This is a genomic window from Pseudocolwellia antarctica, assembly GCF_049933045.1.
Lineage (GTDB): Bacteria > Pseudomonadota > Gammaproteobacteria > Enterobacterales > Alteromonadaceae > Pseudocolwellia.
Genome location: NZ_CP187926.1, coordinates 1862193 through 1881075, shown reverse-complemented (window position 1 = coordinate 1881075; position 18883 = coordinate 1862193). Strand labels below are relative to the sequence as shown.

Genomic DNA, 18883 nt, shown 5'->3' with positions numbered 1-18883 from the left:
TAATGGGTCCATCTACAGATTTTCGATGAGTTTACTTTCTGTTTTATAAAGTCTTTTATTTATTTGATTTAAGTGCTCTTGCTCTTTTTTAGATAGTTTATTTCCTTGATCTAAAACCGTGTTATAACGTTTGTACTTGTTAAGTGATACGTTATCTAAATCTATATTTGGAAATAATATATTGATGTTAATGTTTATTTTATAAGACTCTTCATTACTAGTATTTTTGGCTAAAATAGTTAAAGGGTAACTTCTTTTTGTTTTCAATACTCTGTTCGATATATTACGTAAATAGACTTCTTTAAAGTGAAAAACTATATCTCCCGTTTGCGCATCAATTGAAAACAGCTTGCTATATACCGACGATATAATGCTATAACTTAACTGCTTGGCATCTGCTGCATCTATATCAGGAATAAAGCCTTTACCAACGTTTTGCTTCTTTTTACTATATTGGTAGACATAATCAAGAGACTGTTTGAAAGTGGGTAGATTAGTTTTATCTTCGCTGTCTAACTGCTGTAAAAAAGCAAGTAATTCGTTTTTCTCAACCTTATTAAGCTGATTGAATATATTGTGTGCCTTTGCTGGTTCACCTTTACCTGCTTGAAATACATCATTTAAGGTTTTAGCTGAACCATCATGTAAATAGGGGGCGCTTTGCCATAGGCTGATTAAACTAGGCGTATCGAAACCATCTAAACCTTCCCCTAATCGATTACCTGAAGATTGGCTTTTTGTGCCTATATCATGCCTAACACCACTCATGCTGTCAGTATACGTTGAGCCCACATGACAAGTATTACATTGCAAATTAATAAAGTGTTTTTTCCCTTCTATGGCTTCTGACGTATAAGTACCATTAGGTTTTTTATAGGGACTTCTTGGGTATTTATCTAACGATGAAACGTATTTTGCAAGATTATCTAGCTCAATATTAATGCCGGCTTTACTTGGAAATAAATGCATATTGCTAGGTTTTACCGCATCAAATAAAAAACCGGTACCGCCATTTAGGTTAACTATTTGATCGTTAAAATCTTGTACTTCATCAAAGTTACCTGTCCAATGTAATAAACCGTGTTTCATACCTGATTTACCCCGTAAATCTATGGTGTTTCTTAACCCTTCACCCAAGTTAGATAAATCCCAGATGCGTCCATCATGGCTACCATCACTGTGGCAACTAGCGCAGCTCATATAACCTTCGCGGGATAAATGACTTTGTGTTGAATTATGAAAAATACGCTTACCTTGCAAAATATCGCTAGAAAGCAATTCATGATTAACGGTTTTCCATTGATTTTCAAATTGTAAATGGCCGTTAGCTTTGCTATTAAATACTGAAATGGATCGAGACAATTGGTTATGAGCAAATAGCTTAGAACCATCTTTACTTGGTATTAACGAAATGGTGCCTTCACCATAACTATTAAATGTAGATTGTTTATTAGGTTGATACGCATCAATCGCGGTTATTGTTTGGCTGCCCATGGTGGCAATATAAAGGATATTACCTAGCTTGTTATAGGTGGCAGCAGAAGCAAAATCACTGTTATCAAAATCTATTTGGTAGGCTTTAATTTCTTCTTTTTTATCAAGGCTAAATGCTGAAGCAATGCTTCTAACGGTATGATCAAAGGTTAAGGCATTACCATCACGATTAAGTCCTCTAAATAAATTGTCTTTTTTACCTGGAAGCCAAAATGTATTTTGCTCAGGATTTACTGCAACAGGCCCTAAATAATTAGGGTAACCACGGCCATTAGATAAACCGTCTTGGACCATAATAAGAGACAAGCGTTGTTGATATTCAATGTTCCATTTATCCGTATTTACCCATTGAATAAAAGCACCTTGTTGGTTGCTTGCAATAAACTGTGGAGCGATCAATAGGTTTTTATGCGGGAGAAATGCTAGGTTTCTTAACGGGCCTTTTAATTTGATTTCTCGTGTTAATTTTAATGATCGACTATCAATTTCTTGAATCTTATCTGCTCCACTTAACGCAACATACACACGTTTTTTTACTTTATTAAAGGTAATGCCGTGAGGCGTGGATGCATAATCTAGTGGCAGTGTTTTAACTAATTCACCTGTTTTTTTGTTGTGAATGCTTAAGCTGTCGTCATCCTTATTACTTATCCATAATTGGTCATCTATTTGTATTAAAGCAACGGGATTCTTTCCTGTTGATTGCTCATATACAACCTTACCAGACTCAGTACTGATGGCGGTCAGGGTATTATTATCGGGATTAACGACATAAAGTTGCGCTATGTGTTCGTCTATTACCATGGTTGAACTTGAAAGAGGGCGCTCATTTGGAACGGGGTTATAAATAACTTGTATCGCTGAATTTTTAATTGTTTTCTTAGTCTTTTTATTTTTAACGATGAGCGTAACGTTATAATTATTGGCTTTATCGAATGTTGTTTGAATAGATGCAGAGCCACTAAACTCTGTATTTGGTGTGTTATTACCAAAGTTCCATGCATAGCTGAAATCTGCTGCGCTATTCATGCTTTTGACTGAAGCGGTAAACGTGACGTTATCACCCACTTTTTTAGGCTCATCAACGATTAATTCACTACTAAATTCATTTAACTGATCACCAGTAGAAAAGTAAGTAACAATTTCTTCACCTTGGTAAGCGTTGCCAACAGTATCTTTTAAGTTTGAAGTAATGATAACTTCATACGATGTATTGGTTTTTAAAGGTGCCTTAGGAACGATGTGCACTATGCCCATGCCATGGCTAAAGTTACTTGGTACGACTTTCTTGGTGGCTTTTTCAATCAGGTAAGTTGCGCCAAATTCTAAACTGCCATTATCAATAAAATCTGAGAATGAAATACCAATTTTTGAAAGCAAAGAAACGTTGTTTTCACCTTTCTTCGGTAAAATGTAGTTAACTTTAGGGGCTCTAGTATCAGGAGTTATACTTGCAGCAGCAATACTTAATTTACTACTGACATTATGGTCTGAGGTAATAACGGTTAGGTTGCCTAGCGATGAAATAAAGGCATAATCGTCAGCAGGTGGGTATTGTGGCTCTGCTCTGGTTTCTAAAGTCGCTTTATCCTGATTAACTGACCATTTCGTTAAACCAGGGTAATGGCCAATATATAAATCATCATCTTTCACATAAATGTATTCAGGCTTGAATAATTGATCGGTAGTGGCAAGTTCAATTGTTTTAATGTTTTCAACATCAGAAAAATCATAGGTGATGATTTCAGATGTTTTCGCGGTACCTCTATCACCCGAAAATGCACCATTGTAAAAACGAGAACCATAAAGTATGCCTTGATATCCTACTTTAATAGTATGTCGGTTAATCAGGAATGGGGTACTGGGATCACTTATATCAAGCAACACCATATCACCTGTTGTGCTTGCAATTGCCGTAGGTGATAAAATTAATAAGTCGCCTATCGCATGAGCAGATCGTAATACTTGATTGTATAATTTATCTTTGGTTAAGTGTTTAAGTAATCTCGGTTTTTCTAAGTTAGTTGTATCTATAATATACAAACCAGTAGAACCTGTAGGGGCAAAAGCATATTTCCCGCCTACCCAAACAGGTGAAAAACTAAAGCCGTCATAAACGGTAGATTTTTCAACCCCTGGAAAATAAAAACGAGATATAACTTTAGGTAACGTTTTAGGGTCGTCATCAAATAAAGGCCCTAAATCTAAAATTATAAAGCCGTTGCGGTTTTTACCTCTATCAGTCAAATATAAATAATCTTTATGAAAATATAGTGTATGTACTTCTCCTAAATCACCTAAATAATGTTTGTCTGACTCATTGTTGTGGTAAATATTAGGGTAGTCTCGTGAGTCGAAAACGGTTTTAGGGTTGGTAGGATCATCAACATTGTAAGCCGCTAAAGCGCCTTCACCAATACCACCACCAAAGTCAAAGCTTAACGGGGTTATTAAAAGCCCTTTATGATAAGCAACAGCACTGATGGCTTTTTCGGGATCGATCCACGAAAGAATATCCCCTGCTTTAGCGTTTAGGATCGGCTTATTAAAAGGGGCATGTACTTTATAGTCTTCTGCATATGAGTTAAGTGATATAACGTTAAATACACTACAGAGTAAAACAGCGAGAAATAGGGGCATATTCTTCATAAATATATAACTGCTTATTTTTTATTAATTGTTTATTAATTTTTTTGTCAAAAATTGATGAAGTATTTTGTGTTCTTCATCCCCTCTGAAAAAGTCGTGCTTTGAACCTTCTACGATATGAAATTCACTGGATACTTGGTTATCTGTTAAGCTTTGATGCAAAATTTTGCTTTGATCCAGAGGGACAATGGGATCTTTATTTGCGTGCATAATTAAAAAGGGTGGGTCATTGGGCGTTACATAATTAATAGCACTACCTTGGCGATATAGTTGCCCATGTGTTTCAGGTGTACCGCCGAAGAGTTTAGGCACCGGAAATCTCAATAAATTCGTCCCAATAGGCAGCGAGTTTTTTCGTCGTTCAAACATTTTTAACATGTCACTAGGGCCATACCAAATAACTGCAGCTTGAACTTTACTAGAAGCATTAGTTACGCCTAAGCTTCCTTCTAAGCTAGCATCATCACCCGTTGTAGCGGCTAAAGCAGCTAGATGCCCACCCGCTGAAGCTCCCCAAATACCTATTCTATTGGGATCAATGCCATAGGTTTTAGCATTGTGTCTTAAAAAGCGTATAGCCGCTTTTACATCGTGCAATTGTGCTGGGTAGGTGTCGTGACGACTCAATCTATAATTGATTGAGGCTAAAATAAAACCTTGTTCAAGTAACGCTATTTGTTTACCTAAAAGCAGTTTAGTGCCTCTTTTCCAACCACCGCCGTGAATCCAAATAACTAAGGGCATAGGTTTAGTTTGTAGATTGTCGGGAATATACAAATCGAGTTTTTGTCGCCTATGTCCGTTTTCAACATAAGCTATGTTCAGGTGTGCTTGTTCATTTTTTATATTTTTACGTTCTTTAATTATTCTATTTTGATAACTAAAGTAGGCTTTAAATTCTTTACTCGAAAGTTTGTTATCAAGATTTATATCCACATGTTCGAATATATCCCTATTCTGGGCTTTGAATTCAAACACCTCTAACAGTTTGTTTTTATTCGTATCGAGTAGATCAAATGTGTTTATTAATTCGTTCGGCGTATAGTTAATGTGATCAGCCATGGCATGCCATGAATAAGATAAAGCGAATAATAATAAATAGTTGATTTTTATTTTTTTAAACATGAAATGGCCTGCTTTATTAGCGATTAGAATTTTATTTTTTTAATATAAGCCATGTGTTCAAGGGCTTTAGCCGCACTTTGATCAAGTGCTATTTGTGAACTTACTAGCGCTTGTTGAATTTTTGAATAATCAGACGCATCGATAAGCGGGTCATATTCGTTAGGGCGTACACCCATTCCTTCCAATACAGAATACCAACTATCTGTGGCAAACAAATCATCAGTATCATGAAATAATTGACCTTGCGAACGAAATAAGTCGAGTTTTGTTTCGAGGGAATCAGGTATTGCTAAGTTTTGCCACATTTGCCAAAAAGGGGAATCAGTACGCTTGCTTTCACTGTAATGCAATACAATGAAGTCGCGAATACATTCATATTCATGATCCATTTTACGATTAAATTCATCTATCGGTGCTTGATGCAATTTTTTACTGGGTATTGTTTGCACAAAGTTAAGCATGGCTTTCATTATCAAGTAAATGCTGGTGGACTCTAATGGCTCTAAAAAACCTGATGACAAGCCAACCGCTAGACAGTTTTTATGCCACATTTTGTGTCGTTTACCCGTTGTAAATGAAATAATTCTGGGCTCTGTTATAAAATCACCAACATTTTTTGCAAGTAGATCTTGAGCTTGTTGATCACTGCAATATTGGTCGCAATATACATAGCCATTACCTGTGCGATTTTGTAATGGTATCTGCCATCTCCATCCGTGTTCATGTGCAAATGAAGAGGTAAAAGAGGGCAGAGGGCGCATCACTTTAGATTGTGCAGCCACTGCTTTATTTACTGGTAAATAATGTTGCCAATTTTCGTAGCCAATTCTTAAGGCTTTGCCTAATAAAAGCGATTGTTGGCCACTGCAGTCGATAAAAAAGTCGCCGTCGACTAGCGCTCCATTTTCTAGCGTTAATTGGCTGATATTACCCTGTGTATCTAACACAACATTTTGGACATGGCCCTTGATATGCTCAACGCTGTTATTTTGACAGTATTGAGATAAAAACTCAGCCACTAAGGTTGCATCAAAATGTAATGCATACGTGGATGCTGATAAATTAGTGGGATTTTGTGGATCAGGTATGAAAAATCGGTTTTGTTTGGCTAATGCAATAGCAGGAGAAAAATCAGTAAATTCAGACGTCCCCCCATTTAACTTGTTTTTCAGCCAATGTTGATAAAAGGGTTTACCCTCTATTTTATTGCCAACATGACCAAATGGATGCCAGTAATGACTGCCTAATTTATGCCAATCACAAAACTTAATACCGAGTTTAAATGTTGCATTGGTTTTTAATATAAATTCAGCTAGAGGAATTTTTAAGTATTCCAGCATGTCTACAATAGAAGGAATGGTAGCTTCGCCAACACCAATGGTTGGTACATGAGGTGACTCTATTAAACGGATTTTGCAAGGCAGATTCAATAAGGCCCTGGATAAAATAGCCGCTGATATCCAACCAGCGGTTCCTCCTCCGACAATCACAAAGGTTTTTATTTGCTGTTCGTTAGACATTACCATCCTCTTATACTTTTCAAAAAAACAAGCTCTATACTAACACCTAGAGCTTGTTTGATTATTTAACATTATTTCAATTTTAAAACCTAAAACTTTGCAGAGACACCAATTTGGTATCGACGACCAGAATAAGCTAAATTAACCACACGCTCTCTTACATCAGCATAACGTAAGTTACTTTCATCGGTTAAGTTAATCACTTCAGCATTTATAGTGAAGTTTTCATTGATGTCATATGATGTACTAAAGTCAAATTGACCATAGTCTTCAACATGTTGAGGAATGCCATTACTGCCTAAAATAGGACCTTGACGAAATTCTAAGAAACTTTCACGCCAGTTGTAAGCAATACGTGCTTGAAAGGCATCTTTATCGTAAAAGGCGATAATATTATAAGCATTTTCAGACAAGCCTTCTAAGCCATTACCTGGTGCGACGACACCGTCTTGCGTAAATGTATCAGCATTGTCATCGCTACTGTCAGTGAAGGTATAGTTTGCTTGAATACCGAAACCACTAAGGAAGCCAGGTAAGTAATCAAAGTAATGCAAACCTGCAATTTCAATTCCGTTTACCGTACCACCGTCACGATTATTTTTTTCAGTAATTGTTTCTACTAGCGGTACTTGTATAACATTATCGTTAGCATCGAGCTTATCAATGATAAATTGATCATTTCTTTGAACAGTATTAGTAGAGATGTATGTTGCAATATCTTTACGGAAGAACGCGAGACTATATGCGTCACCATTTTCTGCGTAGTACTCTAGCGACAGGTCAAACTGAGTTGCTTCATACGGTTCAAGCGTTGGGTTACCACCCGTTTGGAATGCATCAGTTGCGCGTTCGTAGTTATATGAACGATTTACACCGATATCTTCTATAGCTGGGCGTGTCATAACTTTAGCTGCCCCTGCTTTGAGGAAATAACCATTGTTAAAATCAAGGCTGACATTAGCGCTAGGCAAGAAATTTGAATAGTCATTTTCTTTGGTTAAAAACGCAGGTTCAGTATAGGTTGCATCAATTAAACCTCCTTCAGAGCCACCTAAAACTGAAACTACTTCCAACAGTTCAATAGCATTACCAACTGAAGAGACTTTAGTTTTTACTTGTCGGAAGCCAACATTGCCACTCCAGTTAAATAATGAATGCTCACCTTCCATATTTAGTTGCACATATAGTGCCGCAATATCTTCGGTGTTTGAAACAGTTTCATTTGGTCGAACTGACGTTTCATTCCAATTAGACTCTTTACGAATTTGGCCAATAGCATCTGTAAAAGCATTTAAATCGTTAATTAAGACAAAGTCACGAGGAAAGTTACCTGCTACATCGCTTAAAAAACCATTGTTACTGTTTATAGCAAATATACTGTCATCTAAGTCGGCACTTGAGTTACAAGTACGTACTTGCTCAGCTTCAGGCAAGGCAAGGTTCACACAACTGTCTGCAATACGATATGCCGTTTGTGACTTTTTACGCTCGCTGATTGCTATACCTGCATCAATAGAAGTAAAAATACCCTTATCTAACTGGTAATTAACATCAAATTTAATTGACTTGATTTCATCTTCTCTTTCCATTTGTGCAACGTCATTCCAATGCGCTCGAACTGCTGCGGGATCAGACCAGTCTAGGGTTGATTCCACATTAATTACATCACCTCCACGACTGTCGTAACGAATATAATCTTCATCTAAAATAAGACCAAATTCTTGATTAGCTTGGTAGCCTGGATCGCCCGGAAGTACACTTTGGTCTACACTTGCGTTAACGATATGTGGAATATAGGCACCGCGATTCTCTGTTGCTTCAGCTTTCGAGTAAGATAAATCGAGCTCAAATGTCCACTCGTCATGGAAAAGCTTACTATTAAAGCCTGTTGCTATTTGTTCAGATTCTTGACCTTCAACTTGAAAGCGGCCATCAATAGGACTTGCTGCTTTTGTTGCTGCTAAGGCTGTACCGTACTGAGATACAATAACATCAGTGAAACCATCACGTTGAGTAGGTACTTGGATCCCATTACCAAACGCTTCACGATCTAGCTTTGAATACAAAACGTCAAATGTATGAGTGAGATCATCGTTTTGAGCCCACTGTATGGTTGAGTTAGCACTCGTGCGTTTTCTAGACTCGGTATCCATTGAGTACCATGCGCGACCTGGAAACCAAATACTGCCACTAGTAACGGCATTGCCTGCTTCATCAGTAATAGGACCTGGAGCAAAAACGGTGTCGGCGGCATCAAAAAAAGCCCAACGGTTAGCGCCTGCGCTGTCTATACGGTTGGTAACATCTAATTGAGAAAGACCAAATAACACACCAACAGTATCATCTACAAAAGTATTACTCACAATTGCTGATATTTTAGGATCAACTTCTTCAGCTAGGTCATTATATTTTGCGTTAATAGACCCCGCGGCTTGAAAGCCAGCTTTATCTAAAGGTCGAGCTGTTCTGATATTTACATAGGCACCTAAACTACCTTCAGCAATATTCGCTCTCGACGCTTTAACTACATCAGCACCCGAAATGAGTTCAGAAGGTAAAGATTGGAAGTCAAACTCCCGGCCTCTGTCAGTTGTCGCAACAACACGATTATTAAGGTGAACTGAGTTAAATTTAGGGCCAAATCCACGTACGGTAACTTTTGCACCTTCACCGTTGGTACGAGAAATCATTACACCTGTGATGCGTTGTAATGATTCTGCAACGTTTTGATCGGGAAATTTACCGATATCTTCAGCAACAATACTATCTTGTATAGATGACGCGTTTTTCTTTAAATCCATTGATTCAATCAAACTGCTACGGATACCAGAAACTTCAATCACTTCAATTGATTTATTTTCCTGAGCAAAACCATACTGAGTAAATAGCGCGCTGGATATTGCTAACGCAAGAGGTAATACCTTAGTATTAATTGATTTTTTCATTATTTCCTTCCCTTAGTAAGTCCATGTAAATATTTTTTTAACAGTATTTACACTGCTAAATATTATATTTTTATTATGTATTACTAACTTTTAATAGGTATCACCCCTATTGAAAGTTAGCAACCTATTAGGGGTTATGCGCAACCATTTTGCAATGATTTTGTTGTATTATAATATTTTATTTATCAATTCATTTAAGTGTAATTTTAATATATCCAGTTAAATGACAATTGTATCAATAACTTGTAGTGTTTTCGATGGTGGGTCTGTGGTTTTGTTGCTCTCTTTTATTGGGTTTTACGCTATCCTAAGTCGGAGGTTTCAATGGGTGACTCTGTCCCAGAGTAAACTTATCACTCATAAGTTTCGACCAATCTCTGCTGTTTATCATGCATTACGTTTTTTTGTTTAAAACACGCAAGGTTGATCTGTTTTAATGGCATGTAACACTTCAAAATAGAAATGTATTTTAATTAATGGAGGTGTGGACTTAGCACACTCTACTAGAAACCAATTGAGTTTAAAGCGACCACTATAAATATGTCTTATTATTCTGCTTTACCAGAACATTCTATATCTTAGTTTGATATAGAACAGACAATAAATTTATCAACAGGTATGTATTAATATCTAAATTTCAGGTTGAATTTTAGTTGTGAACTAGATGCATAGTCACCTTTGTTTCTAATCAAGAGTTACCATTTATAAAAAGATGCACCTTGTACATCGTTCGCTCAGGTATCTGTAAACTCGCATTTTATCAACGTAAAATCAGAAAAAAGGTACGATACACTACGTGAAAAGGTGTTGCGTTACACGTTAGAGTTTTAAAGTTCTGGATTACAGCTTTATTGCCTATGTTTAAACGTAATATATAAGTTATATCGCTTGCCTCTAAATTTTAATTTACATGGTTAACTTTATTTAATTGACATTTAAATCAATGGTATAACTTTTATTTTTGTGTTTTCCTTTAACCTTATGGATATTTAGTTACTATTTATTCATCACTTTTTATAGCTAATTGTTGCTTTTAATATTAAATCGAGTATCTTTACCTGTAGGTGTTGCGCGTTCCCGTCTTGCAATAAAACACGAAAAACATAAACAGATTAAATGGGATTAATAGAATGAAGAATGAAGATTTTGATCCAACAGAACACCCTCATAGAAGATACAACCCCTTAATAAATGAATGGGTACTCGTATCTCCACACAGGGCTAAACGGCCATGGCAGGGTCAAGTTGAAACATTGGATGAAGATGAAAAGCCGACTTATGATGAAAGTTGTTTTTTATGTGCTGGTAATACGCGCATTAATGGCGAAGTTAATGATCATTATGAAAAGACCTTTGTATTCACTAATGATTTTGCTGCATTAAAACAAGATACGCCAACAGTTGTTAACGATGACCCTTTATTTAAGATGGCGACAGAGCAGGGTGAAAGCCGTGTAATTTGTTTCTCTCCTGATCACAGTAAAACTTTACCACAACTTAGCGTTGGTGAAATTAAAGCCGTTGTTGATACGTGGCAAGTACAATGTCATGAACTTGGGCAAACCTATCAGTGGGTACAAGTTTTTGAAAACAAAGGTAGTGTAATGGGGTGTTCAAATCCTCATCCACATGGACAAATTTGGTCACAACAGCAATTACCTACCTTGGTTGAAAAAAAGCAAAACGCTCAACTGGCTTATCAGCAACTTCATGGCGGTAATTTATTACAAGATTATGTAAAAAAAGAAATCGATAATGAAGAGCGCATTGTTGTCAGTAATGACGATTGGATAGTGGTTGTGCCTTATTGGGCCGCATGGCCATTTGAAACCCTACTTTTACCAAAATTTAATGTTGCTAGAATGACTGAGTTAACGGATGCTCAAAAAGTGTCGCTGGCGGATATTCTTAAACAATTAACCATTAAATATGACAATTTATTTAATTGCTCTTTCCCGTATTCAATGGGCTGGCATGGCGCACCTTACGATGGTGAAACGCATCAAGAGTGGACCTTACATGCGAGCTTTTTCCCACCATTACTGCGTTCATCTACCGTCCGTAAATTTATGGTAGGTTACGAAATGATGGCTGAAGCACAACGTGATTTAACCGCAGAACAAGCCGCCGAAAGATTAAAAGGCTTATCCAATGTTCATTACAAGGACAGCATATAATGAGCCAACAAGATTTGATTGAACGATTGTTTGAAGAACAGTTTTCAATAGCACCACATTTACTTTGTCATGCGCCGGGTCGAGTAAATGTAATTGGTGATCATACTGATTATAACGATGGTTTTGTTTTTCCTGCCGCCATTAACTACGGCACTGACATTGCTGCATCTAAACGCGATGATATGTCAGTCAATGTTTATGCTCATGACTGCGACCAAGAATCAACTTCATTTAAGCTCGATCAATTAAAATTTGATGAAGAAAAAATGTGGAGTAATTATGTTCAAGGTACCTTACAGGCATTAATGACGGTTTATCCTGATATCAAAGGAGCAAATATTGCAGTTACAGGCAATGTACCCCAAGGTGCAGGCTTAAGCTCTTCTGCAAGTTTTGAAATAGCAATTCTTAAAACATTTGCACAGCTTTATGAATTAGATTTAGATGGTATTACCGCGGCTAAATTAGGTCAAAAAGCTGAAAATAATTTTGTCGGCTGTAATTGCGGCATTATGGACCAATTAATTTCTGCCATGGGTCAAAAAGGCCATGCAATGCTACTTGATTGTAAAAATTTGTCGTTTGAAGATGCACCGATCCCTAGTAATTTGTCACTGTTTATAGTTAATTCTAATGTTAAACGAGGTTTGGTTGATAGTGCATACAACTTACGCAGAGAACAATGTGAGCAAGTAGCCAAACATTTTGGTAAGTCAGCACTTCGAGAAGTAACGCTAGAGCAACTTGAAGCTGATAAATCGATTATAGACCTTGAACTGTATAAACGTGCGCGACATGTTATCACTGAAAATACGCGTACTGTTTCAGCCTTAGCAGCGTTACAAAATAACGATATAGAATCCCTCAGCGCGCTAATGAAAGCGTCTCATGCTTCATTGAGAGATGATTTTGAAGTAACGACTAAAGAAATGGATGGCTTAGTTGAGATTATCGACAATGTTATTGGTCTTAATGGTGGTGTAAGAATGACCGGTGGCGGTTTTGGTGGTTGTATTGTTGCTTTAGTACCCGAGGAAATGGTGACTAAACTGACTGAAGTTGTGAATAAAGATTATCCAGAAAAGTTTGGGTTGGCAGCAACAATTTATAACTGTAAAGCGAGTCAGGGTGCTTTTAGATAAGTTATCAAAATAGAAATTATAAAAATTATAATTAAAAATAAGAGGTGGGGGAATTATGGATTTTGCAAACAAATTAGGCACGATAGACAGCACAATTTTTATTGTTTACGTTATAGGGCTGTTATGTGTTGCATTGTGGATTTCTCGCAGTGAGAAAGCAGAAGGAGCGAGCACAGAAGATTACTTTTTAGCAGGTAAATCATTACCGTGGTGGGCTATTGGCGCTTCTTTAATTGCCGCAAATATTTCTGCGGAACAGATAATAGGCATGTCGGGCTCTGGTTATGCTATAGGTATCGCTATTGCTTCTTATGAGTGGATGGCAGCGATTACCTTGATCATAGTTGGCAAATATATGCTCCCTATTTTCTTAGATAATAAAATTTTCACCATGCCACAATATTTAGAGCAGCGCTTTGATAGTAAAGTAAAAACGACCTTATCAATTTTTTGGCTAGCGGTTTATACCTTTGTTAACTTAACCGCCGTTTTATGGTTAGGTGGCTTAGCCATTGAAACCGTTGCGGGTGTTGATTGGATGTTCGGCATGATTTTCTTAGCCGTTTTCTCTGTTGCTTACTCGTTATACGGTGGTTTAAAAGCCGTTGCCTATACTGATATATTTCAAGTTGTGTTATTAGTATTTGGCGGACTATTCTTAAGTTACTTAGCACTTGATGCAGTGTCAGATGGACAAGGTGTTTTAGCTGGTTTCGGAATTCTTACCGATCAAATGCCTGAGCATTTTGACATGATTTTAAGTCCTGAAAATGAGCATTACATGAGCTTGCCGGGTATTTCGGTATTAATCGGCGGTATGTTAGTGATGAACTTCAGTTATTGGGGCTTCAATCAATATATTATTCAACGTGCTTTAGCGGCTAAAGATATAAAAGAAGCGCAAAAAGGTATCGCTTTTGCGGCCTACCTTAAATTATTGATGCCTGTTATTGTCGTCCTGCCTGGTATTGCTGCCGTTGTTTTATATCCTTCATTAACAACGCCAGACCAAGCTTATCCGTCAATGATGGCATTAATGCCAGTCGGTATTAAAGGGTTGGTATTTGCGGCCTTAGTTGCTGCTATCGTTTCTTCTCTTGCCTCAATGACCAATAGTATTTCAACTATTTTTACTATGGATTTATACACGCGTTTTAAGCCAAACAAAAGTCAACGCCATTACGTGCATGTGGGACGTATTGCTGCGTTAATTTCTTTGTGTATCGCTTTGGTTGTAGCTGAACCATTGCTGGGTAAATTTGATCAAGCATTCCAATACATACAAGAGTTTACCGGCTTCTTTACACCAGGCATTGTGGTGATATTTGTGATGGGTATGTTCTGGAAACGCGCTACGTCAATGGGTGCTCTTGCGGCTGCATTTGGCTCAGCTGTTTTTTCTTTTGCCTTAATGCAACTTTGGCCTGAGTTACCGTTTATGGACCGAGTTGGCTTAGTTTTCTTGCTTTGTTTGGGCCTTTGTTACCTTGTGTCAATTATGGGTAAGCCAAATACACAAGATAGCAGCGTTAGTTTAGATACCGTGAGTTTTACTACGGCTAAATCTTTTAATGTGGCTAGCCTTGGCGTGATATTTATCCTTGTCGCTTTATACGCAACTTGGTGGTAATAGTATTAACTCAACAGAGATAAACCTACTTATTTATCTCTGTTTAAGTTTAATGAAGTAATCAAATAAAGGTCAACTGGGTATCCATTGACCTTTGTTTAGTTAAAGGAATAAAGATGCAAGTATTAGTAACAGGTGGCGCAGGTTATATTGGCTCTCATAGCGTTTTAACTTTATTGGAAAATGACTATGAGGTTATTGTCTATGATAACTTATGTAATTCGAGTGCTGAGTCGATTGAGCGTGTAAAACGTTTAACAGGTAAATCAGTTGACTTTATTGAAGGCGATATTCGCGATAAAGACAAACTAAGGGAAGTTTTTGAGCACCATAAAATCAGTGTTGTTATTCATTTTGCCGCGTTAAAAGCGGTGGGTGAATCAACGACAATGCCTTTAAGTTATTTTCAAAGTAATGTACATGGTACGGTTTGCGTATTAGAAGTGATGAAAGAGTTTGGCGTAAATAACTTTATTTTTAGCTCTTCTGCCACTGTATATGGCGAAGAAAACGACGTTCCTTATGATGAGAATATGAAACTGGGCACGCCTTCTAGTCCTTATGGTGCTAATAAGGTAATGGTTGAGCGAATTTTACAAGATTTAGCTATTTCTGATGCTCAATTTAGAGCAGTTTCGTTGCGCTACTTTAATCCAATTGGTGCTCACGAAAGTGGTGAAATAGGGGAGGACCCAAGTGGTATTCCTAATAATTTACTTCCTTACGTAGCTCAAGTCGCGGTAGGAAAAAGAGCTAAACTCAATATTTTTGGCGGCGATTATCCTACGCAAGATGGTAGTTGTGAACGTGACTATTTACATGTGATGGATTTAGCGGAAGGTCACCTAGCTGCACTTGAATGGCTAAATAAAAATGAGTCATTTAGAGGTGTTGAAGCATTTAATTTAGGTACGGGTAATGGTGTTTCTGTTTTTGCTATTGTAAAAGCCTTTGAAAGCGCAACATCGAAAGCTATTCCTTTTGATGTTGCACCTCGACGATCAGGCGATTTACCTGCTTTTTGGGCTAATGCAAATAAAGCGAATACCCAATTGAATTGGCAAGCTACAAGAAGCTTAACGCAAATGATGAAAGATACGTGGCATTGGCAATCAAACAATCCAAATGGGTATGCAAAATAAAATGAACACCAAAAAACTATTAACGCCACAAGAAGAGCAGGCTTTAAAGCCATACCAGCTAAGCGATGGAAAAGGGCTAACAATAAAAGTGCTTGCGTTTGGTGGTATCATTTCGAGCATCACCTTAAAAGAACAAGAGTTATCGTTAGGTTATGATGACTTATCATTATATTTAGACGACCCCTTTTATTTAGGTGCCTCTGTCGGGCGTTATGCCAATAGAATTAATCAAGGTGTTTTTTCTTTAAATAATCATGAATACACAGTAACAAAAACGCCTGGAGAGCATTGTCTTCATGGAGGAGAACAAGGGTTTAACAAGTGCATTTGGCAGGTGATTTATCATCATAAAGATGAGATAAAACTATATTTACATACGCCTGATGGTGATGGCGGTTTTCCTGGTAATGTAGATGTTTGGCAAACTATTACTGTAGCGGATAATCAAATAAAAATTTCATTTGAGGCATCGTCTGATAAAGATACTGTGCTCAATTTAACGAATCATTGCTATTTCAATTTAAATGATGACAAGAGCTTAATTGACAATCATTATTTACAGCTATTCTCACAACATTATCTCCCGACTGATAAGGAAGGTATCCCGACAGGGGATATTAAACCGACCTTTGGAAGTTGTTTAAATTTCAACGAGCCTACACAATTAAAAGCGGTTTTATCTGATCAACATGAGCAAATTCTACTAGCAAATGGCATCGATCACTGTTTCACTTTAGATAATGATGAATCTACTCATAATCTAAATGGCAAGGTTGGAATTAATAATCGTTTAGCAGCAAAATTAACATCACCACAAAGTAATATTACTTTGTCTTTGTTTACCTCACTTCCCGGTGTACAGGTTTACACTGGCAATTACTTGGCAACACCCTTTAAGAAAAACCAAGGCGTTTGCTTAGAAGCGCAGTTTTGGCCAGATGCTCCTAATAATGATAGTTTTCCTTCGACAGTTTTATTGGCTAATGAAAAATTCAATCAAGAAATTATCTATGCTTTTAATAATTAGCGATAACTTTTTTAATATACACGTCTAAACAATAGGTTACCTCTGAAAATTATGCTTGGGTAATGAATAAATTTTATAATCTAGGATAAGTATTAATGTAAATATATGTAAGTTTTGTTTACATAAATTTATATTTACAATAAGGTTTAACGCAACACCTTGTTTGTGCCATAATGATTATGTGTTCAATTTTAAAATAAGAACGAGTAATAAAAAATGAATTTAATAAAAAGACATAAAAACACCATTATCTTAGCTGCCTTTCTTGGTACTTTAAGTACGTCGGCTGCTGCTGAACAGATTATAAAATTACAACCCTCGTCTGCAGATATGACACCGGTATTACGTGCAGCATTAGAATCTGTTACAGATGATGAGATTAAAATTATTTTAGAAAAGGGGACTTATAAGTTTCTACCTGATTATGCCGTATCAAGATATAGCACTGTAACTAATCATGGTAATGGGATGAAAAATGTTATTTTCCCTTTAGACAATTTTAAATCAGTTGAAATTGAAGGCAATGGCGCTGATCTTATTTTCCACGGCCAAGTTGCTCCATTTCAGTTATACAACAATAAAAAAATTAGTATCAAAGATTTAACCATTGATTGGGATATTCCTTTTACTTTTTTATCTGAAGTTGTTGCTGTTAATGAAAAAGAAAACTGGAGAGATGTTAAACCAGCAAGTGGCAGCCACCATTGGAAATTGGTAAAAGACCAAATACAATTTCCATTAGTAGACGGTTTTTCTTTCAATGAACTAGGTAGCTCAATGGTGTGGGATAAAGCGCATAAACGTGTTTATCACAATACATCTGGCTTTAAAAGTAGACCGACTAAAGTTGAGAAACGTCCAAATGGTGTTTTAAGGATTTATGAAGAATTAAAAAATATGCCACCGGTTGGTAGCTTAATTAGTTCAAAAGGTGATAGAGATAAACACAGATATGCACCTGCTTTTCAAGTTAAGGATTCATCAAATGTTACGATTAACAATGTAAAAGTTCATCATGCTTTAGGTATGGGCTTTTTATTTGAACGTACGACCGATATCAATTTACTTAACTCTGGCGTTCATTTATCTGATGGTAGTGACCGAGTAATATCGACAATTGCAGATGCTTCTCATTTTGCCAACTGTAAAGGGCATGTATTAATTGACAATGCACGATTTGAAAACATGTTAGACGATGGTGTTAACCTTCGTGGTACTTACGTTAAAGTTGATAAAATTATTGACGAAAATACCCTTATATTAGAATTAGTTCATTATGAACAGCTGGGTTATGAATTTGCGGCTAAAAATGATGCTGTATGGTTTATTAAACAACCTAGTCCTGCACGCCAAGAAACAGGCATCGTTAAAAATGTACGTGTTCTTAACGAAAAATATACCGAATTAACTTTCAACGATAATATACCTGCAGATTTGAAAGCGGGTGATATTTTAGAAAATAAAACCTGGTATCCAACATTTACTATTCGTAATTCAACCATTATGGATCATAGAGCCAGAAACATTGTAGTCAAAACACCTTTGAAAACGGTTATTGAAAACAACTATTTATCTTCAATGATGGCGAGTATTCTATTTCGCGGCGAGACCTTTAATTGGTTTGAAGCAGGCGCTGTTGGTGACATATTAATTCAAAATAATACTTTTGAATACAATTCCTATTCTGGTGTTGAGCAAGCGGTGATGTATATCACACCAAAATTAGGAAAGACTTTTGATCAAACCGCGAGTTATGACAAAAACATTCGTTTTATCAATAATAAAATCTCTTCACATGGCGGTCGTATAGTTTGGGCTGACCGTGTAGACGGTTTATTGATCGAAGGTAATGAAATCACGCGTGATATTGATAAGCCTTCTCTTTACCCAGACGCACCTGTTTTTGATTTAGTAAATAGTAAAAATGTAATAATCAAAAATAATAGTTACAAAGGTGAATATAAACAAGTAATTAAAGCTGATAAACAATCTAAAAAATCGTTAATTAATGATCATTCTATTAAGTAATAGT

At 36.7% G+C, this 18883-nt stretch carries 10 protein-coding genes; 6 read left to right on the top strand and 4 right to left on the bottom strand.

The window, feature by feature from the left end:
• Positions 1-12: 12 nt before the first annotated feature.
• From ACPUVN_RS08145 to ACPUVN_RS08130, 4 genes are all read right to left on the bottom strand, one after another.
• Positions 13-4143 (bottom strand): Ig-like domain-containing protein, encoded by a 4131-nt coding sequence (locus ACPUVN_RS08145; RefSeq protein ID WP_426370409.1) that lies wholly within the window; start codon positions 4141-4143, stop codon positions 13-15.
• A 24-nt stretch (positions 4144-4167) separates the two neighbouring features.
• Positions 4168-5268, bottom strand: a complete 1101-nt coding sequence (locus ACPUVN_RS08140) for an alpha/beta hydrolase fold domain-containing protein (RefSeq protein ID WP_426357095.1) — start codon at positions 5266-5268, stop codon at positions 4168-4170.
• Between the two features lie 23 nt (positions 5269-5291).
• A complete protein-coding gene (locus tag ACPUVN_RS08135; protein ID WP_426357096.1) occupies positions 5292-6788 on the bottom strand; it encodes a tryptophan halogenase family protein in 1497 nt (498 codons plus the stop codon).
• Positions 6789-6877: 89 nt separating this feature from the next.
• On the bottom strand, positions 6878-9733 hold the full coding sequence (locus ACPUVN_RS08130) for a TonB-dependent receptor (protein ID WP_081181144.1): 2856 nt from the start codon (positions 9731-9733) through the stop codon (positions 6878-6880).
• A 1130-nt stretch (positions 9734-10863) separates the two neighbouring features.
• Between ACPUVN_RS08130 and ACPUVN_RS08125 the strand changes: the two genes are divergently transcribed.
• The 6 genes from ACPUVN_RS08125 (at position 10864) to ACPUVN_RS08100 (ending at position 18879) form a co-directional block, all read left to right on the top strand.
• On the top strand, positions 10864-11910 hold the full coding sequence (locus tag ACPUVN_RS08125; RefSeq protein ID WP_426370408.1) for a UDP-glucose--hexose-1-phosphate uridylyltransferase: 1047 nt from the start codon (positions 10864-10866) through the stop codon (positions 11908-11910).
• Positions 11910-13052, top strand: a complete 1143-nt coding sequence (gene galK, locus ACPUVN_RS08120; RefSeq protein ID WP_426370407.1) for a galactokinase — start codon at positions 11910-11912, stop codon at positions 13050-13052. The genes ACPUVN_RS08125 and galK overlap by 1 nt, the downstream gene beginning before the upstream one ends.
• A 55-nt stretch (positions 13053-13107) precedes the next feature.
• Positions 13108-14682 (top strand): sodium/sugar symporter, encoded by a 1575-nt coding sequence (locus ACPUVN_RS08115; protein ID WP_081181147.1) that lies wholly within the window; start codon positions 13108-13110, stop codon positions 14680-14682.
• Between the two features lie 116 nt (positions 14683-14798).
• Entirely contained in the window at positions 14799-15824 is a 1026-nt protein-coding gene (gene galE / locus ACPUVN_RS08110) for a UDP-glucose 4-epimerase GalE (protein ID WP_426370406.1), read from the top strand.
• A 1-nt stretch (position 15825) separates the two neighbouring features.
• Entirely contained in the window at positions 15826-16851 is a 1026-nt protein-coding gene (locus ACPUVN_RS08105; protein ID WP_426370405.1) for an aldose epimerase family protein, read from the top strand.
• 216 nt (positions 16852-17067) lie between these two features.
• The gene (locus ACPUVN_RS08100; RefSeq protein ID WP_426370404.1) at positions 17068-18879 is read left to right on the top strand and encodes a right-handed parallel beta-helix repeat-containing protein; all 1812 of its coding nucleotides are present in this window, start codon (positions 17068-17070) and stop codon (positions 18877-18879) included.
• The last annotated feature ends 4 nt before the right edge of the window (positions 18880-18883 follow it).